Source organism: Arthrobacter sp. NPDC093139 (genome assembly GCF_044754165.1).
Lineage (GTDB): Bacteria > Actinomycetota > Actinomycetes > Actinomycetales > Micrococcaceae > Arthrobacter.
Window position 1 is genome coordinate 38,251 of the sequence record NZ_JBIVOO010000013.1, and the last position, 23,411, is coordinate 61,661.

Here is a 23,411-nt window from a genome sequence, read left to right on the forward strand (position 1 = left end):
CAGGTAAATACGCAACAGTATTGGGTCTTTTTGATTCGGCCGGACGGGCCTAGGTTTGGAACAAGCGGGCGTCCAGCCGGGACGGCCACGACCATGGAGGAACCTCATATGAGCACGCAAGTCGCAGACTGCAGCGTCACCAATTGCTCCTTCAACGATCACACCCACTGCAACGCCGCGGCCATCACGGTTGGCGGGAGCACGGACCATGCCTCCTGCGCCACGTTCATCGAGACTGGCATCCACGGCGGGCTGCCGAAGGTCCTGGCCAACATTGGTGCCTGCCAGCGCTCCGAGTGCGTCCATAATGACCACCTGATGTGCAACGCCCCGGAAGTCCACGTAGGCCCGGGCGCGGACAACGCCGATTGCCTCACCTACTCCCACACGTAGGAACAGCGGCTTCGCACACACAGCACGACGGCCGGGCGGCCTTGCCGCCCGGCCGTCGTGCTGTCGGCTCCGGGTTCTGACGCTGCATCCGGCTCCCCGCGCTGCGCCGCCCTTCTTTGTCATAGCCTCTTGCTAGATTCGAATCAGCGCACCGGGAGCCCTCCCGGCGCGAGGCTGCCGATGGGGAGGCCCCATGTTCCTGCTCGATCCACTGACGCCGGAAGCGCCCGCCGACCTGGTGTTCTCGGCCAGCGACCTTGTGGCAGCGAGCGAGTGTGAATACCGCACGCTCCGTGCCCTGGACGAGAAGCTCGGCCGATCGCCCAAGGCCGACTTTCCGCCTGACGAGATGCAGGCGCGCGCCGGGAAACTCGGCGACGTCCATGAGCACAAGGTCCTCGATAAGCTCATCGCCGAGTTCGGTACCTGGGATGCGTCCCGCGGCACAGGCGTCTACTGCGTGGAGCGCGGAACCACGGACCGTGCGGACCTGACAAGCAAGCATCTCGAAACCACGCTGGCCCTCCAGTCCGGTGCGGACGTCGTCTTCCAGGCAACTTTTTTTGACGGCGAATTCCTCGGCTATGCGGACTTCCTGGTTAAGGAGGGCGCGTCCGGTGAAGCCCCCGGCCGCTACGCGGTGTGGGACACGAAGCTGGCCCGGCACGCCAAGGTCGGCGCTTTGCTGCAGCTCGCTGCGTACGGGGAGCAGCTGATCAAACTCGGACTTGATCCTGCGCCCCGCGTCACCCTGGTGCTGGGCAACCTCGAACGCAGCATCCACTCCCTCGCGGATCTGCTGCCCGTGTACCGCGAGCGCCGCGACCGTTTCCGCGAACTGACAGCAGCCCACCGGGCCGCCGGTTCGCCTGTCCGGTGGCAGCAGCCCGGCATTGGACACTGCGGGCGGTGCGACTACTGCGCCGAGCAGGTGACCATGCACCGCGATCTGCTGATGGTGGGAGGCATGACCTCCGTCCAGCGGAAAAAGCTGATTGCCGAAGGCATCACCACCATCGACGCCCTGGCGGAACTGCCACCGGAAAAGGCAACAGGGTCACGGCGCCGCCTGCGCGAACAGGCCAGGATGCAGACCGGGCGCGAGCGTCCGGACGGATCACGTACCTTCGTCAAGGACGGCGAGGACCACACCGTCACCTACAAGGTGCTGACGGAGAATGCACTCGCCAGCATCCCGGCTCCCTCTGACGGCGATATCTTTTTCGACTTCGAGGGCGATCCCCTGTGGCAGGATCCCGCCACAGGCACGTGGGGGCTGGAATACCTCTTCGGAGTCATCGAGGCGCCGCTGCCTGGGGATCCGCCCGGCGCCACACCGGTGTTCCGGCCCTTCTGGGCTCACTCCCGCGCGGGAGAGCGGCAGGCATTCCTGGACTTCCTCTCCTATGTCGAGGAACGCCGCAGCCGGTATCCGGACATGCATGTCTACCACTACGCACCGTACGAAAAAACTGCCCTCCGGAACCTCTCCCTGACGCACGTCGCGGGCGAGGATACCGTTGACTCCTGGCTCCGCGAGGGCGTCCTCGTGGATCTCTACGCCACGGTGCGGCATTCACTCCGGATCTCCGAGCCGTCCTACTCCATCAAGAAACTCGAGCCCCTGTACATGGGCGATAACCTGCGGTCCGGAGACGTCAAGGACGCCGGGGCCTCCGTCGTGGCCTACGCTGCCTACTGCACGGCGCGCGACGGCGGGCCCGAGACCCAGGCTGAGGCTGCTGCCATCCTCGCCTCCATCTCCGACTACAACCAATACGACTGCCTCTCCACCCTGCGCCTCCGTGACTGGCTGCTGCAGTTGGGCAACGGTCCCGCGGCTCCAGGGCTGCGCCAGCCGGCCTCCCCGGATGCCCTGGCACCCGAAGACACGACGGCGGGGGCAGAACCGACCGCTGAGGAGGAAACCCTTCGCGGGTTCCTGGATTCCATTCCCGACACCCGGGGGTTCACGCCCGACGAACAGGCCGTGGCCATGGTCGCCGCGGCCACGGGCTACCACCGCCGGGAAGCCAAGCAGTTCTGGTGGGAACATTTCGACCGCCTTGAATCCGAAGTGGACAGCTGGTCTGACCAGCGCAACGTCTTCGTGGTCGACGACGCCTCCGTTGTGTCCGATTGGGCACCACCCACCCGCCGCGCCCGCACCGAATCGCGGACCCTGCGCCTGACCGGAACCATGAGCGAAGGTTCGGAGTTCCGTGCCGGCTCCACGTGGTTCCGGATGTTCGAGGACCCCCTCCCGGACGGTCTCGGAGAGGTCGATGGCGGACGCACTCCGCGGCCGCCGCAGACAGGCCCCGCCGCGCACGCGGCCGCAACAGAGTCTGTGTCCCGGGACGGCATCTTCGGCACGCTGGTTGAAGCCGTTGAAGACCACCCCGACCAGCCCGGCAAGACCATCATCACCATCACCGAGAAGTCCACCGGCAAGGTTCCCCCGTACTTTCAGCTGCCGATGGCGCTCACGTCAGACCGTCCCATTCCCACGGCAAGCATCGAGGCATCCTTGGCCGAGCTGGCCCGGCTAGTGGCGTCCGCCCTGCCAGATCTGCCGAAGCACCCCGGTCTCGACGTACTGCGCCGTGTGCCTCCACGGCTGGCCACGCTGGAGTCACTTCCTGCGGTCACCCACGACGATTCGGGCGCCGCGGACTACGTTTCGGCCATCACGGAAGCCATCGAGGACCTGGAGCGGTCGTACATCGCCGTCCAGGGACCCCCGGGCACGGGAAAGACGCACGTCGGCTCCCATGTCATCGCCCGCCTGGTGCAGCGCGGCTGGAAAGTTGGCGTCGTTGCCCAGTCGCATGCCGTCGTGGAGAACATGCTCTGCACGGCCATCTCGAAGGCAGGAGTGGACCCCCGGGTCGTGGCCAAGGATGTAAAAGCTCCCCGCACCGGCTCCGATGTCCCGTGGGCTCTGACCACGGACAATGACGTGGCGCGGGTCCTTGACGCCGAAGGCGGCTGCCTGGTCGGAGGGACTGCCTGGACCATGACCGGAAAGTGTGTGCCGCCCGGCTCACTCGACCTGCTGGTCATCGACGAGGCAGGGCAGTACTCGCTGGCCAACACCTTGGCCGTCGCCCGCTCCGCAAAGCGTCTGCTGCTGCTCGGCGACCCCCAGCAACTGCCCCAGGTCACCCAGGGGTCCCATCCCCAGCCCGTCGATGAATCAGCCCTCGGCTGGCTGTCCGCCGGACACGCCACCATGCCTCCCGAGCTCGGCTACTTCCTTGCGGATTCCTGGCGCATGCACCCGCAGCTCTGCCAGGCCGTGTCCGTGCTGAGCTATGACGGCAAGCTCGAGGCCGCCCCCGCTACCACGTACCGCCACCTCGACGGCGTTCCCGCCGGAGTAGAGACGGTAGCTGTGGAACACAGCGGCAACACCACGAGCTCCACAGAGGAAGCGGCAAGGATCGTCCAACTGGCCAACGATCACGTCGGGCTGAAATGGACGCCCGGCCGGGATGAGCCCCTTCGGAGGCTGGAGGCCAACGACATCCTGGTAGTGGCCGCATACAACGCCCAGGTTCAAACCATCCGGCGGGCTCTCGACCAGGCGGGGCTGTCCGGCGTGCGGGTGGGAACGGTCGACAAGTTCCAGGGCCAGGAAGCCCCCGTGGTGCTCGTATCCATGGCATGCTCGGCCATCTCCGAAGCACCCCGCGGGGCCGAGTTCCTCCTGAACCGCAACCGCCTCAACGTCGCTGTTTCCCGCGGGCAGTGGCGCGCAGTGATCGTCCGGTCCCCTGAGCTGACCAACTACATGCCCCACAAACCGTCGGCTCTTGAAGAACTGGGTGCGTTCATCGGACTCAGTCCCCGCGCGCTCCGCGAGGGATAGCGCGAAGGACAAACGGCGGAGGATGAGAACGGCGGAGGATGAACGTCCGCCGTCAGACCACGACGTCGAAGCTGCTGAACTCGCCCTCGGCCGGCGAGAGCCTCTCGTCAACGTGGGACACCCTACCCGGCGCTTCACCGGACCCCAGCCACCGCCGGAACTCCACAATCACCGGCTGTGGGCCCTCCGCCACAACGGTGACCGACCCGTCGTCGTCGTTCCTTACCGAGCCGGTGATCCCCAACTCGTCGGCCTTCCGCGCCGTCCAGTAGCGGAAACCGACTCCTTGGACGGCACCGGTCACGCGGGCTGTGAGGCGTACGCTGTCGGCTTCGGCGGCATTCACGTCAGTCATGAGTCCAATGTAGCGCCGGGTCCGAGTGCCCCGACAGACTCGGAAAAGAGCGGACACGCAGGCCCGGTGCACACCGTCGGGCCGCCATCACCAGAGCGGACCGCCGTCGCCCGAGGGGGCAGCGGCGGTCCGTATGGTCGGGGCTCGGGGTCGGAGTCCGTTGGGTCAGGGGTCCTTTGGTCGGGGATCCGGGAAGTCAGCGAACCCGTCAGCCTGCCGGGCGGAGGGAGGTGATCATCCTGCGGATGTTCTTGTACTCCGCCGTCTCCTTGTAGGCCTCGGGCGTGTCCACGTGCGGCTCGTTTCCCGGCGACGTGTCGAAGGGGTTGTAGACGCCTCCGAACATCGCCCCACTGGGCGGCCAGGTGAAGAAGTGGGCGATGGGGCACGCCTCCGGCCCGGTGGGTTCGGGCGAGGATGTAATGCCGTAGGCCAGGACAGTCGCCTTCATCGGGTCTGTTGCTTCGGGGTCTGTCCGGGACTCGAAGGTGAACCGGGGCGTCGTTCCGGCCTGGGCAAGGGCGGGCAGGGGCTGGGAGTCCAGCATTCCATAAGGCTGCTTCTTGGTGCATTCAGCGCCGGTGACCACGTTGGTGCGCAGGGTGGCCATGGACTTACCGTCGGCCTTGGCCACTTCCACGAAGACGCCGCCTCCCGCGGGCACCTGCCCGGCCGGATCCTTGATGGTCCAGTCGGCCGGATAGTCGAAGGCAAGCGACCCGTCCTTCGCAGTGAAGGTCTTCCAGCCTTCAGCCGGAGTGGCGGGGGCCGGCGATCCCGTTGCCGTGCCGCTGGCCGGAGCTGTCGGGGCGTCGGCCGGGGAACTCGTGGTTGGCGAACTGGTGACCGGGGAACTGGTTGCCGGCGAACTGGTTGCCGGGGCCGAGCCTGGCGACCCGCAGGACGCGAGCATCAGTGCCATAACCATTCCCGAGATTGCCGTAACTGCTGGTGATGCTGATCGGCGCATCAAGCCCTCCCTCTGCAGGTTAAGAAAAGACGATGGACTAATAGTGCATCGTCGGACCTTGGGAATTCCTTGGGAGGGCTCGAATTGCATCCAAATCGTTGCAGCCCCAGCCGCCCTAACAGCTCCCAGCGACACAGGAGACAGCGAAGCCCCGCTGCCGCGGTGGCGGCAGCGGGGCTTCGTAGCTGGATGACCGGCTTATGGCAGCCGGTACCGCTTAGTTGACGGTGATGTCCCTGGTGCGGTGGTCATAGCGGATGGTGAGCTGGCCGCCGTCGTGGTGCAGTTCGTGGTTGGGGCCGTCGAACGCACCGAAAGCGCCGTAGTTCTCGTCCCACGAGCGGTTCAGCGCGATCTTGAAGGTGTAGTAGCCGGCCGGGATGTCGGCGGTCAGCTTCCACAGCTGGTCGATGGCGTCGAGCTCCATCTGGGCTTCGTCGTACTGCGGGGCCCAGTTCTCCGGGGCGCCCAGCAGCGTGTTGAAATCACCCGCGACGGCCACCGCTTCCGGCTGCGGTACGGATTCGACGGCGGGAGCTTCAGCATCCGCTTTTTTGCTACGAACCGCGTCGACCACCGGGGCTACGGCATCCTCGATCAGCTTTGCGGCCTTGTCCACAACCTTCGCGGCCTTGGACGGAGCCTTTTCCGCCTTGGATCCTGCTTTCTCAGCCTTGGCAGCAGGCGCCTTCTTGGCGACCGGCTTGGCAGGGGCCGCGACCGGAAGGGGCGTCTCGGCAGGAACGGGAGTTCCGGCGTCGAGCGCTGCCGCGAAGCCCGCGGGATCCGGGAAAGCGACCGTGGCCTTCAGGCCGTCCTCGGTGATGGTCCAGCCGGAGCGGCCCTTGACCAGCCAGCCCGCCTTGACGAGCTTCGCCGTGGCAGTGGTGAGCGACTTGTGGCCGCGCGGAATGCCTCCGCTGAGGAGTTCTGCTTCGTAGGCGTTCAGCGGAACCCGCACGAGAGCCTCAGCCAGCACCTCGCCGGCGTTCTGAGACTCACCAGTCAACACCCCCTCTGCCAGCACGTCCAGCACGGCCTTAAGCCGGAAGTTGGTGTTTTCTGCGGCAGTCTTGCGCATGGTTCCCCTTTTAGAGCGATTGTTCCCTCAGTAGTTTGCCGTGTGGAGGTTAAATCTGGCCACTTGAAACGGTTAATACTGCGTGTCGTGGCTGACTATGACGACGATTACACCGGAAGTGAGCCTGGAGTCCCAGATGCAAGCAGCGGAGTTGACTTGAGAACCAGCATTTCCCGCCGTCCATACTAGAAAGTAGGCTTACCATATGCGCCCGGGAATCACGCCGAGAACCAAGGGCGCCCGCACGTACTGGAAAGGATGAACCGATGAGTGAACAGAACCCGAGTGAGCAGAATGTCCAGGACGAGGGCTTCATAGTTCCGGACCCTTCAAAGCTCCGTGACGACACTCCCGGCGACGCCGGTGACGACGCCAACGCCATCCGCTTCAGCGAAGAACAGGCACTCATCGAGGAGCAGTCCCACGGCATCCGGCCCGAGCGCTACGACGTCCCGTCCGGCGGGCCAACCATGGCCGAAGCCCGCGGAAATATGGACCTCTCCGATGACACCGGCGAGGCAGCCTCGGGCGACAGCAGCGACGACGGACTCCACGGCGGCGCCGAGCAGTAGCCCGGCATCCGCAAACCGAGGACTAACAACCGAACAGCAGCACTGTGACCCTGTCCGTGTTCAACCCCGATTATCAGGAGGAGCACCATGACCGATCAGTACACCTTCAAGAATCCCGTCACGGCCTACGAGCACATCGAGCCGCCAAAGCAGCACCAGCCCGAACCGGGCCTCGACGCGAAGCTGACCCCCAAGGCTGACCTGGGCGAGGACAGCTACCGCGGGACCGGCCGGCTCGACGGGCGCAAAGCCATCGTCACCGGAGCAGACTCGGGGATCGGCGCCGCCACGGCGATCGCGTTCGCACGTGAGGGAGCCGACGTCGTCATGTCCTACCTTCCCGAAGAGGAAGAGGACGCAGCCAGGATCGCCAATCTCATCGAGAAAGCCGGCCGCAAGGCCGTGAAGGTTCCGGGCGACCTCAAGGACTCGGACACCTGCCGCGAGCTTGTGGACACAGCCCTCCGCGAGCTGGGTGGCCTGGACATCCTGGTGAACAACGCGGGCAAGCAGGTAGCCCAGGAGGACATCGGGGAAATCAGCGACGAACAGTTCGACCACACCCTGAAGACCAACGTCTACGCCATGTTTTGGCTGACCAAGGCCGCGGTGCCGCATCTGCCGGCTGGTTCCACCATCATCAATACGACGTCGGTCCAGGCGTACAACCCGTCTCCCACCCTGCTGGATTACGCCACGACAAAGGCCAGCATCAACAACTTCACGAAGGGGCTCGCCCAGCAACTGGCGCCCAAGGGAATCCGGGTCAATGCCGTGGCGCCCGGGCCGATTTGGACGCCACTGCAGGTCAGCAGCGGCCAGCCCAAGGAAGCCCTCCCCGAGTTCGGCAAGAGCACACCGCTGGGCCGGGCCGGGCAGCCCGCGGAACTGGCACCGGCGTACGTGTTCCTGGCTTCAGCCGAGTCGAGCTTCGTCGTGGGGGAAACGCTGAACGTCAACGGCGGCAGCCCGACACCATAGCAATACACGAACCGGTACCGTTTGTGCAGCCCGTTTCTGCACCACTCCGCATTTCTGCACCACTTTGAGCCGCGGCGCAGCCGCCGGACCGCCCGCAGACGCCGCCAACATGCCGAAGCAGCAGTTCCGGCGGCGGCCCGGCCATGCCAAAGTGGAGCAAAAATGCGCGCCTCCCGAGCGCCCGGAGCGCCCGGAGCGCCCGTTTCACGCCGTGCTGGGCTCCAGCCTCACAATCACAGCTTTCGACGCCGGCGTGTTGCTGCCCTCCGCCACGCTGCCGAGCGGAACCAGCACGTTGGCTTCGGGATAGTACGTGGCGGCGCAGCCCGGGGCCGTGGGGTAGGAGACCACGCGCAGTTTACGCATCACCCGCTCCACGTTGTCCTCATAGACGCCGTGAAGGTCGACGAACTGGCCGTCGCTGAGGCCCAGTTCCGCGATGTCCTCGGGGCTGACGAAGACCACGTCCCGGCCCTTCTTGATGCCGCGGTACCGGTCGTTGTAGCCGTAAATGGTCGTGTTGAACTGGTCGTGGGAGCGCACGGACTGCAGGATCAGGGTTCCCTCCGGCCGCTCCACGTGTTCCAGCCGGTTGACCGTCAGCATGGCCTTGCCCGTTGGCGTGGGGAAGGTGCGCGAGTCCCGCGGGCCGTTCGGGAGGACGAAGCCGCCCTTCTGCCGGATCTTGTCGTTATAGTTTTCGCATCCGGCCACCACATGGGAGATGTGGTCGCGGATGAGGTCGTAGTTCTTTTCGAAGCCTTCCCAGTCAGCACTCGTCTTTCCGGCCACCGTTTCCCGTGCGAGGCGGCACACGATGGCCACTTCGGACAGCAGGTCCGGCGCCACCGGCTTCACCTTGCCCTCGGAGGCGTGCACGGCGCAGACAGTGTCTTCCACGGACACGAATTGCGGCCCCGAGGCCTGCATGTCGATCTCCGTCCGCCCCATGGTGGGCAGGATGAGTGCCTCCTTGCCTGTCACGGTGTGTGAGCGGTTGAGCTTGGTGGAGATCTGCACGGTAAGGTCCGTATTTTCCATAGCTGCCGCGGCGGCGTGGGTGTCTGAGATGGCGCCTACAAGGTTTCCTCCCAGTGCCACGAAAACCCTGATCCCGCCGTCGCGCATTTTTTCAATGGTCTGCACGGCGTCCGCGCCGGGCTCGCGTGGCGGATCGAAGTCGAACTCCCTGCCGAGGGCGTCAAGGAAGGCCGGGGGCATCTGCTCCCAAATGCCCATGGTGCGGTCCCCCTGGACGTTGCTGTGGCCGCGGATGGGCGAGGCGCCGGCGCCCGGTTTGCCGATATTGCCCCGCAGCAACAGCAGGTTGATGATCTCCTTGATGGTGGCGACAGCTTTTTTGTGCTGGGTGATGCCCATGGCCCAGGTGATGATGACCCTGTCCGCCTTCAAATAGCGGGCAGCCAGTTCGTCGATCTCATCACTGCGCAGACCCGTTGCTTCGAGGACGGTTTCCTCGTCTAGCTCCGCCAAATGCGCCTTCAATTCCTCCAGCCCCTGGCAGTGTGCCTCCAGGAACTCGTGGTCCAGCACTGTTCCGGGGTTCTTGGCCTCGGCTTCGAAGACCCGCTTGGAGATGGCTTGCAGCAGGGCCATGTCCCCGCCGACGCGAATCTGCAGGTACTGGTCCGCCAAGTCCGTGCCGTGCCCGATGATTCCCTTGACCTTCTGCGGATTCTTGTACCGCATGAGTCCGGCCTCCGGAAGCGGATTAACCGCCGCGATCGTGCACCCGGCTTCCTTGGCTTCCTCCAGCGCGGTGAGCATCCGCGGATGGTTGGTGCCCGGATTCTGGCCCATGATGATGATCAGCTGCGCCTTGGCGAAATCGTCGTAGGAGATCGTGGCCTTGCCGATGCCGATGGTCTGCCCCATGGCCCACCCCGACGATTCGTGGCACATATTCGAGCAGTCCGGCAGGTTGTTGGTGCCGAACGCCCGCACGAACAGCTGGTAGATGAAGGCGGCTTCATTGGACGTCCGGCCGCTCGTGTAAAAGGCCGCCTCATCCGGGCTCGCCAACCCCTTCAGCCTGTCGCCGAGAATCCTGAACGCCTCGTCCCAGCTGACCGGCCGGTAGTGGTCCTCCCCCGCCGGCTTGTAGACCGGTTCCGTGAGGCGGCCCTGCATCCCCAGCCAGTACTCGGGCTTTTGCCGCAGTTCGCTAACCGGGTGCTCCGCCCAGAATTCCGAGGCCACCACCACCGGCGTGGCTTCCCAGGTGACCGCCTTGGCTCCGTTCTCACAAAACTCGAACGTCTTCCGGTGCCCGGGGTCCGGCCAGGCACAGCTCATGCAATCAAAGCCGTCCTTCTGGTTCAGTGCCAGAAGCGTTTTCTCGGTCCGGCCCACACCCATGTGCTTCAGTGCAGGCTGGATGGAGTGTAGGACGCCGGGAATGCCCGCTGCCCAGTCCTTCGGCTTGCCCACCTCAAGGTCTTTTTCGTCAGCCTCTTCCACCCGCGGGTTCTTGCGCGGCATGCTGCACTCTCCTCGACTCGCTCATTAGTCTGGGTCCTGCTGCTTAGGGCCCGGCACTACACCTTCGTGGTGCCCCTGTCACAGGACTAGCAGGTATGGGAGGTGGCTGCAAGCATTCTGCCGCCAGCCCGCCACACCGCTGGCGCCGCGGCCCAGCACGGGCAGAGAATGGAGCACCACGCACTGTTCGTTTGGAGCCGCCATGCGTCGTTCCAACACCTGTTCCACAACAGCCAGGGCTCCTTCACCGTCGGTTCCTTCGGCTTCACCGGTGCGGCCGCGGCCGCGCGGAACTGATCTATTTCCCGGTGGTGCTGGCAGCGGTACTGGCTACCGTCTTCTTCGATCGCACAGCTTGGCGCAACGCACCGCGCTCTGCCACCGCCGACGGGCGCTTTTCCCGCAAGATGCGCGCCATGTGAGGGTGCCCAACGCCAAGGAGGAAAGATGTCCTCACCACTCTCTTCAGCCGCCGGCCCGATCGCCCTGGTGGCCGGGCTCGCTTTCGCTGCCGTGGACGTAGCACGTCTTCTCACCGCCGACCGCAGCCTGGACCGGATCGAGATGATGCGCCAGACTCCGTTCGTGGTGGCCAACGTGCTGTACTGGGTGGTCTTCGTCGGGCTCGTCCTCGCCCTCGTATCCGTCTACCTCCGCTATGCCGCGCGCACCGGCGGCCTCGGCGCCGTCGGCTTCTGCTTCGCGCTCGTCGGCACCCTGGACATGGCCGGCAACATGTGGTTCGACGGGTTCGCTGGCCCCTGGATTGCGGACGTCGCGCCCGGCGCGATTCTCGCGGGCGGGTCCGGGATGCTGGCGCTCGGCGGCCTGTCCAGCTACGTGCTGTTCGCCCTTGGCTGGATAGTTTTCGGCATCGCAGGCTGGCGGGCGCGCATGTTCCCGGCGTGGGCAGGCATTGCGTTCATCGTGGCAGGCGTCCTGGGCTTCAACGCGGGCCTGCCGCCCTACGGAATCCCGATCGGGCTCGCCATGGCCGCCCTTGGCTGGTGGATCTGGCGCGGAACGCCGCACCGGCTGCCCTCAGCCCGATAGTTCCGGGAGCAGCTCCGCCTTGCGCTGCTCCAAGGCGAATGAGGAACCGATCGAGTTGGCCGTCATGGATATTCGGCGCTCAAGAAATGCGGAACAGGCCTGCCAGAACGGAGCTGGGAACCGTAGGCGTTACCTCCCGCAGATCGGGAACCGTAGGCGTTACCTCCCGCAGATCGGGAACCGTAGGCGTTACCTCCCGCAGATCGGGAACCGTAGGCGTTACCTCCCCCAGCTTGGGAACCGTAGGGGTTACACCCGGCAGCTTCGGAACTTTGGGGGTTACCAGCGGAGGCTTCGGAACCGTCACGGGCGCCTTGCCGGCTCCCGGCTTCCCGGCCGCAGCCTCCCCAGCTGCCTTCTTGGCTGCGGCTTTCTGCTTAGCTGCGGCTTTCTGCTTGGCTGCGGCGGCTTTGGCCTTCTCCGCCGCCGCTTGCTTCTTGACTGCGGCAGCCTTGGCCTTCTCCGCCGGGGCGCCCTTTCCGGCCGCGTCAACCTTAGCCTTCTTCGCCGCAGCTTCCTTAGCCTTGGCGGCGATCTTGGCCTTCTCTGCTGCCGCCCTCTGGGAAACGCCTACGCCCGACGATATGTCCGTGTACGTGGAACCGGAATTGGCCTGCGCGCGGGTGCTGGCCTGGCCCGATGATCGTGAGGATAGGTCTTGGGCTTCGGCCCCGGCACTGCATGCCGGCGTGGCGAGTAGGACCGAGAGCATGCTGATGGCCAGCAGATTTTTCCTAGGCATGGTGATAAAAGCCTCGGTGGGGAGTGCGGAAACGGCAGTCCGATGGGGGGACAAAGTCCTGCCGATGTCAGTTACGGTCTCCGGTCGCGCCTCGCAATGCCGCCTGGAGACTTACCACACAAGACGGCATTCAGGACGCTCTGAAGGGCGTGCCGCCAACCGGTGACCTAAACGTAACATTGCCCGACGCGGGGAGGCCAATTCACTGCGGGTCGCTTCCATTGAGGGCGTCATGTGCGGGTCATGTCCGCTCCTCCAGAGACCTCAGCCCGAGAGTTCCGCCAGCAGCTCCGCTTTGCGCTCCTCCGAGGCGAATGAGGAACCGATCGAGTTGGCAGCCAGCCGGACGCGGTCGAATTCAGAGAGCCCCAGCACCGACTCCAGCTGGGCAAAGTTGTCATCGACATAACCGCCGAAATATGCCGGATCATCCGAGTTCACGGACACGTTCAGCCCGGCAGCAAGCATCGCCGGCAGGGGGTGGTGGGCCAGCACGTCCACAGCCCGGAGCCGGACGTTGGACAGCGGGCAGACCGTCAGCGGCACGCGGTCCTCCACCAGCCGCTCCACCAGCTCGGGGTCCTCCATGCACCGGATGCCGTGGTCGACGCGTTCCACGCCCAGGACGTCGAGCGCTTCAATGATGTACGACGGCGGCCCCTCCTCGCCTGCGTGGGCGATCTTGCGCAGGCCTGCTTCGCCGGCCCGCGCAAACAGCCGCTCGAACTTGGCCGGCGGATGGCCCACCTCCGCGGAATCCAGTCCGATGCCGGCAATCGGCGCGTTCATCGCCAACAGGGCTTCGAGAACCTCCAGCGCCGATTCCTCGGGCAGGTCCCGCAGGAAGGCCGCGATCAGCAGGGTGGAAATCCCGAAGTCCTCGTGCGATGAGGAGAGGACGGAAGCCACCCCGTTGACGCAGGTCTCCAGCGAAACCCCGCGGGACAGGTGGGCCTGGGGATCCAGCATGATTTCCGCGTGCCGCACCCCGGCCGCGGCCGCCCGGCGCAGGTAGGCACGGGTCATGTCCGCGAAGTCCTCCTCCGTCCGCAGCACCGCCATATTGGCGTAGTACAGGTCCAGGAACGACTGCAGATCCGTAAATTCGTACCGCGCCCGCAGCTCGTCCAGATCTGCGTAGGGAAGCTCAATGCCGTTGCGCTCGGCGAGCGCGAAGATCAGTTCAGGTTCCAGGGTCCCTTCAATGTGCAGGTGCAACTCAGCCACGGGGAGGAGCGGCGGTGCTGCGTGGACGTCCGGTTCGCTGGAAAGTGGGGCTTGATCGGCCGGTTCGGCGGCGCCGTCGTAAGTGTTCACACCGCCAGAATAGTCCCCGGGCCAGCCATCACCGCTAGAGTCGATTGGATGCGAAGTGACCAGCACGCTGCTCCACTGCCGGATCTGGCGGCAGAGCTCATGCCCGACCACCCGACTGACGGCTTTGTCCGGGTGCGCGGCGCCCGCGAAAACAACCTGCGCAATGTGGATGTGGACGTGCCCCGCGATGCCATTGTCGCCTTCACGGGGGTTTCCGGCTCCGGCAAGTCCTCACTGGCGTTCGGGACCATTTATGCCGAAGCCCAGCGCCGCTACTTCGAATCAGTGGCGCCGTACGCCCGCCGCCTCATCCAGCAGGGGCACAACCCCAAGGTGGAGATGATCACCGGGCTGCCGCCCGCCGTCGCCCTGCAGCAGCGCCGCGGCACTCCCAGCAGCCGTTCGACAGTGGGCACCGTCACGACCCTTTCGAACTCCCTGCGCATGCTGTTCTCCCGGGCCGGGACGTATCCGGCAGGGGCGGCCCAGCTGGACTCGGATGCCTTCTCCCCCAACACGGCTGCCGGCGCCTGCCCCGAATGCCACGGCCTGGGAATCGCCCACACCGTCAGCGAAGCCTCCCTCGTTCCGGACACCTCGCTCAGCATCCGTGACGGGGCCGTCGCTGCGTGGCCCGGAGCGTGGCAGGGCAAGAACCTGCGCGACATCCTCACGCACCTCGGCTATGACGTTGACACGCCCTGGCGGAAGCTCCCCAAGAAACACCGCGACTGGATCCTGTTCACCGAGGAACAGCCCGTCGTGGAAGTGACGCCGCAGCGCGACCGCGTGGCCAAGCCGTACAAGGGACGGTTCTGGAGCGCAAGGAGCTACGTCCTGCACACTCTGGCCGATTCCAAGAGCAACACCATGCGCGAACGGGTCCTCGCCTACATGGAAACCGGGCCGTGTCCCCGCTGCGGCGGCACCGGCCTGACCCCGGACGCGCAGGCCGTGACCTTTGCCGGGCACACGATTGCCGACCTGAATGCCGTGCCCATGGCCGAACTCGCCGAAATCATCAGGCCCACCGCTGAACTGACAGAGTCAGCCACCGCATCGCGCACGCAGACGTCCGGCGAAAACAATGAGGTGGCGGTCGCGATCACGCGTGACTTGCTCCAGCGGATCACGGTGCTGCTGGACCTCGGCCTCGGCTACTTGGCGCTCGGACGCTCTACGCCAACCCTCTCCCCCGGCGAAATGCAGCGGCTCCGCATCGCGACTCAACTGCGCTCCGGACTGTTCGGCGTGATCTACGTTCTGGATGAACCTTCTGCCGGACTGCATCCTGCCGACGCCGAACCGTTGCTTGCCGTCCTCGATCAGCTCAAGTCCTCCGGCAACTCGGTGTTCGTCGTGGAGCACAACATGGACGTTGTGCGCCGTGCCGACTGGCTGGTGGATGTGGGCCCGCGTGCCGGCGAGGGCGGCGGCGAAGTGCTTTACAGCGGCCCCGTGGCCGGCCTGGCCCACGTCGAGGAATCCGTCACCCGGCCCTTCCTGTTCGGCACCGGTTTCGAGGGGGCCGGATCAGGGCTGGGGATGGGGGTCGACGGCGGCCCTGACGACGGCGGCCCCCATGGCGCGGGCACTGCTGACGGCGGGGCTGGCCGGGAGCCGGAAGGCTGGCTGGAACTGCGCGGCATCAGCCGCCACAACCTGCGCGGACTCGATGCCGACTTCCCGCTGGGCGTCCTGACCGCCGTTACTGGGGTCTCCGGCTCGGGCAAGTCGACCCTTGTCAGCCAGGTGCTCGCCGAGGTGGTCGGAGCCCGGCTGCACCCGGACACCGCGGCCGCAGCCGGCGCGGGCTCCGGCGCTGCAGCCGTCACCGGTACCGGCTCCGGCCCGGACTCCGGCGCGGGGCGGCCGGACCCGCTGAGTGAAGATGCGCCCGAGCTCACAGGACCGCTGACGGTGGGGCCGGTCTCCGGCCTGGACCAGGTGGACCGGCTGGTGAAGGTGGACCAGAAACCGATCGGCCGCACACCACGCTCCAACCTCGCCACGTACACCGGACTCTTCGACGCGGTCCGCAGGGAGTTCGCCGCGACGGACGAGGCCAAGTCCCGCGGTTTCGGCGCCGGACGATTCTCCTTCAACGTTGCCGGCGGACGCTGCGAAACCTGCCAGGGCGAGGGGTTCGTGGCCGTGGAACTGCTGTTCCTGCCCGGCAGCTACGGCCCCTGCCCGGAATGCCACGGTTCCCGCTACAACCCCGAAACCCTGGAGGTGACGTACCGCGGCAAGAACGTCGCGGAGGTCTTGGGCATGACGGTGAATGCAGCCTCCGACTTCCTGAACGACGTTCCGGCCGCCGCTCGCAGCCTGCAGACCTTGCGGGAGGTCGGCTTGGGCTACCTCCGGCTCGGCCAGCCGGCCACCGAGCTCTCGGGTGGCGAGGCGCAGCGCATCAAGCTCGCCACCGAACTGCAGCGGGCCAGCCGGGGACACACGCTCTATGTTCTGGACGAACCCACCACCGGACTGCACCCTGCGGATGTCCAGCTACTCATGGCGCAGCTCCACCGTCTGGTCGATGCCGGGAACACCGTCGTCGTCGTGGAACACGAAATGGACGTCGTGGCAGCCGCCGACTGGGTAATCGATCTGGGCCCGGGCGGAGGCGACGCCGGTGGTGAGATCGTCGCGGCCGGAACGGCAGCCGCCGTCGCGAGCGCACAAGGCAGCCGCACGGCGCCATATCTGGCTTCAGCCCTGAAATCCTGAGCGAGGCCGGGCGCATTTTCCCGGCCTCACTTCTGGCGGCCGCACGGTCAAGAATTATCTCGATTTGATAACGGAGCCCGCCTGCCTTACCGTTGAACACGTGCCCGCGCCAAGCGGGCCCATGAATGCCCGGTGCCGCCTCCACCAATTACTGCCCGGCCGGCGGACACCGAAATGACCTCTAGTTTGTCAGGGGCGGGTGGTAGCGCGACAACGTCCGGGGACGGACCGAGCGCGGGTGGCCTCAGGAGCATCCCACAATGAAGAAATCCACTTTCACTACTGCCGCGCGCCGCGGCGCAACTCTTGTGGCCGTTTCCGCTGCTGGCCTGGCTCTTTCCGCCACCGCTGCCAACGCCGCAACCCCCACCGCCACCAGCGGCTCCACCTGGGACGCACTTGCCCAGTGTGAGAGCGGCGGCAACTGGGCCATCAACACCGGCAACGGCTTCTCCGGCGGCCTGCAGTTCACCCCGCAGACCTGGGCCGGCTTCGGCGGCACGGGTGCACCTGAAAACGCTTCCCGCGCCCAGCAGATCGCTGTAGCCGAGAAGGTCCAGGCCACGCAGGGCTGGGGCGCCTGGCCCGCCTGCGCCGCCAAGTTGGGCCTGACCGGCGGCGGCGGCGCCCCTGCTCCGCAGATCCAGCCGCAGAGCGCGCCGGTTCAGGCCGCTCCCGTTCAGGCTGCTGCGCCCGTTGCCCAGGCCCCGGTAGCCACCCAGGTCCCGGTCCAGACCCCTGTGCAGGCACCGGCTCCCGTGGAGACCCAGGCCAAGCACGTGGCTCCCGTCGCCCTGAGCGGCGAGACCTACACGATTCAGGCCGGCGACACCTTGAGCAAGATCGCCGAAAAGCTTGGCGTGAAGGGCGGCTGGCAGAGCCTTGCCGATGCCAACGCCGACTCGATCTCCGATCCCGACCTGGTGTTTGTTGGCCAGGTTCTGCAGCTTCCCGCCTAGTCAGCAGGCCAGCTGACAGCATCTGGCTGTCTGTAGCGCAACGCCGGCGCCCCGTTTACGGGGCGCCGGCGTCGTTCTTTAACTTGTCCTCACAGCAGTACGACGGCAGGGTTACCTGATCGAGGTGGGTTCCCGGCGTCGTCCGTTAACCAGTACCGGTCCACCTGTTGCCGGCTCGACCAGTTGCCGTGTAATCAGTGCCGTCGCGCCTACCACGCGGCGCTTAAGCAGTACGACGCCGGGACGCCCCCTTCGCGGAGGACGTCCCGGCGTCGCTGTCTTTAAGTGGGTGTACTTTTGAGCCGGCGCTCAGGCGGCCGTCGGCAGTTCGCGGACGATGCGGACCTTCCATGCGGCGTCGTCGCTCGTGTCGAGCAGCGCAACGGTGCCTGAGGCCAGGTGAAGGGCGACGCGCTTGGCGTGGAGCAGCTCGAGGTAGAGGTGCTCGTTCATGCGGGACGGCGTGTCAATGACGAACTTCACCGCGTCGCGGACTTTGCGGTAATTGGTGCTGCGCTCACGGTGCCGGTGGAGTTCCAGTTCGTGGCGCTGCTTCACGCGCGGCTCGTGGCGGTTCAGCCAGTTCACGGCCAAGTGCACTCCGATCACCACGGACAGCGATACAGCGTAGATCCACCAGCCCGTCGACATCAGGAACAGCGGCAGATTGGCGATGGCCACGATGGCGATCACGAGACGGAGAGCGACCAGCCGGCGAAGGGTCAACGAGACGGATGCAAGTGCGGCACGGAAGCGGTGCTGCTCCTTGCGAGCGGCGGCCGGATCCAGCGTGAACTCGTCCAGAACCAGGATGCCGTTCGCCTCGGGGCCAAGCATCTTGCCGTACTTCGGAACGAACGGCTGGGGCGCCTGTGACGGGTGAGATTCAGGTGCTGAGGCCGCGGTTGCTAACGGCGCAGGGGAGGTAAGAGTCATGTGAAGGCTTCCGGACGCTATTTGGGTTTCGGCTATCTTAGTGGTTGACGGCCCTGCCTGTATGCATGGGTCCACATTGTGAACATGCTGCGGGGAGCATGGCTTGGGAAACGCGTGTGGGCCGTGACACCGTAATTGGCACATCAGGCACGGGGCGTCAGACTGAAAGGATGCAGACCTTCCTTCCCTATCCCGATTTCCAGCAAAGCGCCGCCGTGCTGGACCCTGCCAGGCTCGGCAAGCAGCGCGTCGAGGCGCTGCAAACACTCCGTGCGCTGGTGATCCCGGAGTACGGCTGGCAGTCGCATCCTGCCATCCGCATGTGGATGGGCTACGTCCCCGCCCTGACCATGTATGGCCTGGCCATGGCCGATGAATGGGAAAAGCGCGGCTTCGCGGACAACACCCGCGACAACATCCGGGAGTTCGCCCCGCAGGCTGCCCACCCCGCGTACGCAGCCAAGATTCCCATGCCGCCGTGGCTGGGCGACCCCGAGCTGCACCTGAGTCACCGGTCCAACCTGATCAGGAAAGACCCGCGCTTCTACACGCCGGTTTTCCCGGATACGGAACCCGATCTTGAGTATGTATGGCCTGAGCCGCGCCACGAGTTCCTCCCCGAGGATCCGGAGGGCGACGTCCTGTGGATCCTGCGCGAACACGTGGGCGACATCGACCCGGAGCGCCTGGACAAAGTCGGGCTGCCGGCCGTAGGCCGTACAGCCGCAGTCACTGCAGGGAACCCGGAGGACGATTACCAGCCGGTCTACGCGGAGTCAGGCTCCCGCCGGCCGCTGAAGGTCGCCCGCAAGTTGCCTCCCAAGCAGCAGGTCAAAAAGCCGTCGCGGAAACGCCAGCGCCAAGAGGCCGCCTTCTCTACGCTTCCCGGCAAGTCCCCCGTGGCCGTTCCTCTCGAGGGTGGCAGCAGGTTCGCCGTCGGCATGGTGCTTGGGCGCCCCATCACGCTCGACGACGGCCGCTTCGGCCGGAACTTCAAAGTCACCGAGATTATTGACCGATCCGCGTTCGACTACCCGGCCCTGTTGCAAGACCCGCGGGTGTTCTTCCCGGTCCCTGCGCTCTAAGCCGGCAGCCTGACTGATGTCCGAGGAGGCCTGCCAGTTCACGGCAACCGCGGATGGACTGGCAGACTGGAGGTATGACTATCCTTGTGGCCGGCTGCGGCGATCTGGGCACCGAAGCCGGTCTGCGGTTCGCCGCAGACGGGCACCGCGTTGTGGGCTGGCGGCGGTCGCCGGGGAAACTCCCGGCACTGATCGAAGGAGTCGCGGCTGACCTGAGCTCCCCCGAACTTCCACCGGTCCCGGCAGACACCACCGCCGTCGTCGTGGCTGTTGCCGCTGATTCGCCCACCGAGGAGGCGTATCGCACCGCGTATGTGGACGGACTCTCCCACGTTCTGGACGCCCTCGAACGTGACGGCGTGACGCCGCGCCGCATTCTGTTCGTCTCCTCGACCGCTGTCTACGGCGACGCGGGCGGCGGTTGGATCGACGAAAGCACGACGCCGGTGCCGGGCAGTTTCTCCGGCCGCATCATCCGCGAGGCAGAGGATCTGCTCCATGAGCGCCTGCGCGAAACGCCAACAGCCGGAGTGGTTCTCCGTCTCGGAGGCATCTACGGCCCGGGGCGCACCAGGCTGATCGACCAGGTCCGCAACGGCACGGCCGTGGTCCCCGATGCACCACGCTATACAAACCGCATCCACCGGGACGATGCGGCCGGCGCCATCGTTCAGTTGTGCACCATAGACGACGCACCTTCTCCCTTCTACGTGGGCGTGGACGACGACCCAGCCGAACTCGGCGACGTACTGCGTTTCCTGGCGTCAGAGCTGGGGCTGCAGGATCCGCCGTCGGGCATTGTCGGCGACGGGCGCGGCGGCAACAAGCGGTGCAGCAACAAACTGCTGCGCGGTACGGGCTACTCCTTTGTCTATCCGACGTTCCGCGAGGGCTATCGCGCGATCCTGGCGGGCGTTGGTGTGCGCCACCCGTAGGCTGTTTTCAGGCGGCAGGCGCCAGCCGGCAGCCAGGGCCGAGCGGGGACAACCGCAACTGTAAGCGCGGACGGACACGACCAAGACATTCGACGGGGGGACGGCGGTGGATTTTCAGCACATCATTGAAGCAGTCGGCAAGTTGGTTGACTTCGCGGGTGTGGCCGTGATGGTGATCGGCGCCGTCGTCTCGATCCCCATGGCATTGCGCGGCTACCAGCCCCGCCGCCTGCCCGCGGACGCCGAGCGGATGTCCGTTTACCGCGCCTACCGCCAGCTGCTCGGCCGCTCCATTCTGCTCGGGCTGGAACTCCTCGTGGCGGCAGACATCATCCGCACCGTAGCCGTGGCGCCGACCTATGAAAGCGTCGGCGTGCTGGCGCTCATCGTGCTCATCCGTACGTTCCTGAGTTTCTCACTGGAACTGGAAATCACTGGTCACTGGCCTTGGCAGAAAGAACCGTCACAGTCCCGCTCCGGTCCAGAGGGCGGCTCCGTGAACCGCGACTCCACAGTCCCCGAGACGTAAGCAGGCTCCGGTTTCCATCCCGATTCCTCCTTCCCTCCGGGTTTTCCTGCCGCACTAAAAATGTCACACCCCTCTGACAAAGTTTTCCCATGGAAGCCATGGGGGACAACGCAGCGGATCACACCGCAGGACGGACGGTAACGTCCGGCTTCAGCGCGGTTTCCCTGCTGCGGAGCCGCCAGCTCCGCAGCGTTCCCGCTTCCATGCCACATGACGGGCGTGTGGACCGCATGGTGTCCGACGGCGGTGCTTCGGTTAGCCTGCAGGCCTGCCTCGCGCTGGCGGAAGCGGCGGTGGAGTCCGCACCCAAGGAACTGGGAATGGCCGGTTTCGGGGAGGCTGCGGACTTCGCCGACCTGGCGGAGGAGCTGTCCCGCCGGGTCGAGCACCTGCAGCTGCTCGCGGCCGCCGCGGTCGAGCGGACCCGGACCGCAGCGATAAACACGGCTGCGATCAATACCGCCGGCCCGGTCAGCAAAGCCGCGGGCTGGACCACCGGCTGGGGCGCCGAACCCGGTACCGAACCCGCGGCAGCGGCTTCCGCTCTCCCTAGCGCAGCAGCCGTGCCGGGGGCGGTGGATCCGGCCGATGACGGGTGTCGGAACGCCGCGGAATTCCTTCGGATCCGGCTAAGGATCAGCATCGGCGAAGCCCGCCGCCGCCTCGCCCTCGCCTGCTCCGTCCTGCCCCGCACCGGCATCGGCGGAACGCCCCTGCCCCCGGCCTGCGAACACACCGCCACGGTCCTGGCCGCCGGGACCATCGCCTCCCGCGCCGGCACCATCATCACCACCGCCCTGGACAAAGCCCGCCCCATCGCCCAACCCGCCGTCCTGGACCATATGGAAACCATCCTGGTTCGCACCGCGATAGAGAACGACCACGACTTCCTGGCCCGCATCGCCCACCGCTGGACCGACGCCATCGACCAGGACGGCACCGAACCCACCGAAGAAGAACTCCGCCACCGCCAAGGCGCCTTCCTCCGCCGCCCCCGCCGCGGCCTGCACCACCTCGAAATCTTCGCCACCACCGACCAATACGAACACCTCCTTACCGTCATGAACACCGCCACCAATCCCCGCACCGGCACCAACGCACAAACAAGCCCGCGGGAAGCTTCAGGCAACGACGGAACAGCTGACAGGTATGCAGAACCCGGCGTACACACCGGGCCAGGGTTCGGAGACGCAGCCGAAACCGCCGCCAACGACGCCCACCTGGAACGACGCACCCGCCCCCAGCAACTCCTCGACGGCCTCGTCGGCGCTTGCAAAACCGCCCTCGCCACCAACACCCTGCCCGCCACCGGAGGCCTCCGCCCCCAGGTCATGGTCACCATCAACCACCAAGACCTCCTGAACCGCCTCGAAACCGCCGCCACCAACGGCCCCCGCTACCCCCACACCACGCCAACAAACCAACCCACCGACTCCCGCGCAGCCACCGGACCGGGCACAGGCACCGGGACGTTCACCTTCACGGGACCCGTCACCGCCGCCACCATCCGCAAAATCGCCTGCGACGCCGACATCATCCCCATCCTCCTCGGCACCGAAGGCCGCATCCTCGACATCGGCCGCGCCACCCGCATCTTCCCGCCCCACATCCGCAAAGCCCTCACCGCCCGCGACCAAGGCTGCGCCTTCCCCAACTGCACCATCCCCGCCCCCTGGTGCGAAGCCCACCACACCACCTACTGGTCACACGGCGGTCCCACCAACACCGACAACGGCGTCCTCCTCTGCACCCATCACCACCACCTGATCCACAAAGAGCACTGGCAGATCCAGGTCCGAAGGGGTGTCCCCTGGTTCATCCCCCCGCCCCACATCGACCCCCACCAAAAACCCCGCCGCAACCACCACCACCGGACATGAGATGAGCGCTCGGGGTCTACGCGAATGCGCAGGCTGCAACGTCGGCGAGCCGCGCTGCAGCGCTCCACCAACAGCAGGACGCCCGGACCCTCAGGGAGTCCGGGCGTCCGGTGTCTTGTGTTTGTGCTGCTGCCTAGGCGTCCTGCCAGCCGCGACCTTCCACGAAAGTGGCAATCAGCGTACCGATGCCCGACTGGAGCGAGTTGGACGGATCCTCATAAAGAGAAGCCTCCGTGGCCCGGCTGTGGATGATGAGCTGCTCGGCTTCGAGCTTGGCTTCCGGGACCGTTGCACCGATGATGCCGGTCCGTGCAGAAAGCTCGGGCGCGTGCACTATTTCGGCGTCCGTCTCCGAGAGCGGGATGGTTGTCCCCGTCTGGATCTCGTCGTGAGGGAACTCGAATTCGGCGTCGTCAGGGCCAGCAGGAACCGTATATTCCAGGAAGTAAGTCATGGTCCCAGCCTTTCAGAAACCCCGGATACCGGAAACCCCGACGTGCCGAAGGCAACCAAA

Annotated in this window: 20 protein-coding genes; 12 read left to right on the forward strand and 8 right to left on the reverse strand. The window is 66.0% G+C overall.

The genetic code is table 11. The features are described from left to right. The first annotated feature begins 108 nt into the window (after positions 1–108). Positions 109–393 (forward strand): DUF1540 domain-containing protein, encoded by a 285-nt coding sequence (locus ACIP90_RS17395; protein ID WP_400580815.1) that lies wholly within the window; start codon positions 109–111, stop codon positions 391–393. Positions 394–586: 193 nt separating this feature from the next. Further along, positions 587–4,267: a TM0106 family RecB-like putative nuclease gene (locus ACIP90_RS17400; RefSeq protein WP_400580816.1), complete on the forward strand. Its 3,681-nt coding sequence runs from the start codon at positions 587–589 to the stop codon at positions 4,265–4,267. Between the two features lie 52 nt (positions 4,268–4,319). On the opposite strand, the gene ACIP90_RS17405 is transcribed toward ACIP90_RS17400, so the two are convergent. The 3 genes from ACIP90_RS17405 to ACIP90_RS17415 all read right to left on the reverse strand — a co-directional run bounded on the left by ACIP90_RS17405 (position 4,320) and on the right by ACIP90_RS17415 (position 6,673). Next, positions 4,320–4,622: an acylphosphatase gene (locus ACIP90_RS17405; protein WP_400580817.1), complete on the reverse strand. Its 303-nt coding sequence runs from the start codon at positions 4,620–4,622 to the stop codon at positions 4,320–4,322. A 208-nt stretch (positions 4,623–4,830) separates the two neighbouring features. After that, positions 4,831–5,592 (reverse strand): hypothetical protein, encoded by a 762-nt coding sequence (locus tag ACIP90_RS17410; RefSeq protein ID WP_400580818.1) that lies wholly within the window; start codon positions 5,590–5,592, stop codon positions 4,831–4,833. Positions 5,593–5,809: 217 nt separating this feature from the next. Beyond that, on the reverse strand, positions 5,810–6,673 hold the full coding sequence (locus ACIP90_RS17415) for a glycosidase (protein WP_400580819.1): 864 nt from the start codon (positions 6,671–6,673) through the stop codon (positions 5,810–5,812). Positions 6,674–6,939: 266 nt separating this feature from the next. On the opposite strand from ACIP90_RS17415, the gene ACIP90_RS17420 reads away from it, so the two are divergent. Continuing rightward, positions 6,940–7,245 carry a hypothetical protein gene (locus ACIP90_RS17420; RefSeq protein WP_400580820.1) on the forward strand — a complete coding sequence of 102 codons (306 nt, stop codon included), beginning with the start codon at positions 6,940–6,942 and terminating at the stop codon, positions 7,243–7,245. 87 nt (positions 7,246–7,332) lie between these two features. Then, positions 7,333–8,226 carry a glucose 1-dehydrogenase gene (locus ACIP90_RS17425; protein ID WP_400580821.1) on the forward strand — a complete coding sequence of 298 codons (894 nt, stop codon included), beginning with the start codon at positions 7,333–7,335 and terminating at the stop codon, positions 8,224–8,226. Positions 8,227–8,430: 204 nt separating this feature from the next. On the opposite strand, the gene ACIP90_RS17430 is transcribed toward ACIP90_RS17425, so the two are convergent. Continuing rightward, positions 8,431–10,728: an FdhF/YdeP family oxidoreductase gene (locus tag ACIP90_RS17430; protein ID WP_400580822.1), complete on the reverse strand. Its 2,298-nt coding sequence runs from the start codon at positions 10,726–10,728 to the stop codon at positions 8,431–8,433. A gap of 102 nt (positions 10,729–10,830) precedes the next feature. Between ACIP90_RS17430 and ACIP90_RS17435 the strand changes: the two genes are divergently transcribed. Then, positions 10,831–11,025 carry a hypothetical protein gene (locus ACIP90_RS17435; RefSeq protein ID WP_400580823.1) on the forward strand — a complete coding sequence of 65 codons (195 nt, stop codon included), beginning with the start codon at positions 10,831–10,833 and terminating at the stop codon, positions 11,023–11,025. 150 nt (positions 11,026–11,175) lie between these two features. After that, positions 11,176–11,781, forward strand: a complete 606-nt coding sequence (locus tag ACIP90_RS17440) for a hypothetical protein (protein WP_400580824.1) — start codon at positions 11,176–11,178, stop codon at positions 11,779–11,781. Positions 11,782–11,860: 79 nt separating this feature from the next. On the opposite strand, the gene ACIP90_RS17445 is transcribed toward ACIP90_RS17440, so the two are convergent. Further along, the gene (locus tag ACIP90_RS17445; RefSeq protein WP_400580825.1) at positions 11,861–12,523 is read right to left on the reverse strand and encodes a hypothetical protein; all 663 of its coding nucleotides are present in this window, start codon (positions 12,521–12,523) and stop codon (positions 11,861–11,863) included. A 264-nt stretch (positions 12,524–12,787) separates the two neighbouring features. Further along, complete coding sequence (locus ACIP90_RS17450; RefSeq protein ID WP_400580885.1) at positions 12,788–13,750, reverse strand: adenosine deaminase; 963 nt, start codon at positions 13,748–13,750, stop codon at positions 12,788–12,790. Between the two features lie 189 nt (positions 13,751–13,939). Here ACIP90_RS17450 and ACIP90_RS17455 point away from each other — a divergent pair, with 189 nt between their 5' ends. Continuing rightward, the gene (locus tag ACIP90_RS17455) at positions 13,940–16,573 is read left to right on the forward strand and encodes an ABC transporter (protein ID WP_400580886.1); all 2,634 of its coding nucleotides are present in this window, start codon (positions 13,940–13,942) and stop codon (positions 16,571–16,573) included. 260 nt (positions 16,574–16,833) lie between these two features. Continuing rightward, positions 16,834–17,532, forward strand: coding sequence for a transglycosylase family protein (locus ACIP90_RS17460; protein ID WP_400580826.1), 699 nt, complete (start codon positions 16,834–16,836; stop codon positions 17,530–17,532). A 309-nt stretch (positions 17,533–17,841) separates the two neighbouring features. Here the strand turns inward: ACIP90_RS17460 and ACIP90_RS17465 are convergent, their stop codons facing one another. Further along, complete coding sequence (locus ACIP90_RS17465; protein ID WP_400580887.1) at positions 17,842–18,369, reverse strand: hypothetical protein; 528 nt, start codon at positions 18,367–18,369, stop codon at positions 17,842–17,844. Positions 18,370–18,638: 269 nt separating this feature from the next. On the opposite strand from ACIP90_RS17465, the gene ACIP90_RS17470 reads away from it, so the two are divergent. From ACIP90_RS17470 to ACIP90_RS17485, 4 genes are all read left to right on the forward strand, one after another. Further along, positions 18,639–19,553 (forward strand): MSMEG_6728 family protein, encoded by a 915-nt coding sequence (locus ACIP90_RS17470; protein ID WP_400580827.1) that lies wholly within the window; start codon positions 18,639–18,641, stop codon positions 19,551–19,553. A gap of 74 nt (positions 19,554–19,627) precedes the next feature. Next, entirely contained in the window at positions 19,628–20,488 is an 861-nt protein-coding gene (locus ACIP90_RS17475) for an SDR family oxidoreductase (protein WP_400580828.1), read from the forward strand. 106 nt (positions 20,489–20,594) lie between these two features. Continuing rightward, positions 20,595–21,017 (forward strand): DUF1622 domain-containing protein, encoded by a 423-nt coding sequence (locus ACIP90_RS17480; RefSeq protein WP_400580829.1) that lies wholly within the window; start codon positions 20,595–20,597, stop codon positions 21,015–21,017. Between the two features lie 89 nt (positions 21,018–21,106). After that, positions 21,107–22,897 (forward strand): DUF222 domain-containing protein, encoded by a 1,791-nt coding sequence (locus ACIP90_RS17485; protein WP_400580830.1) that lies wholly within the window; start codon positions 21,107–21,109, stop codon positions 22,895–22,897. Positions 22,898–23,030: 133 nt separating this feature from the next. Here the strand turns inward: ACIP90_RS17485 and ACIP90_RS17490 are convergent, their stop codons facing one another. Further along, positions 23,031–23,351: a hypothetical protein gene (locus ACIP90_RS17490; RefSeq protein ID WP_400580831.1), complete on the reverse strand. Its 321-nt coding sequence runs from the start codon at positions 23,349–23,351 to the stop codon at positions 23,031–23,033. Positions 23,352–23,411 lie beyond the last annotated feature (60 nt).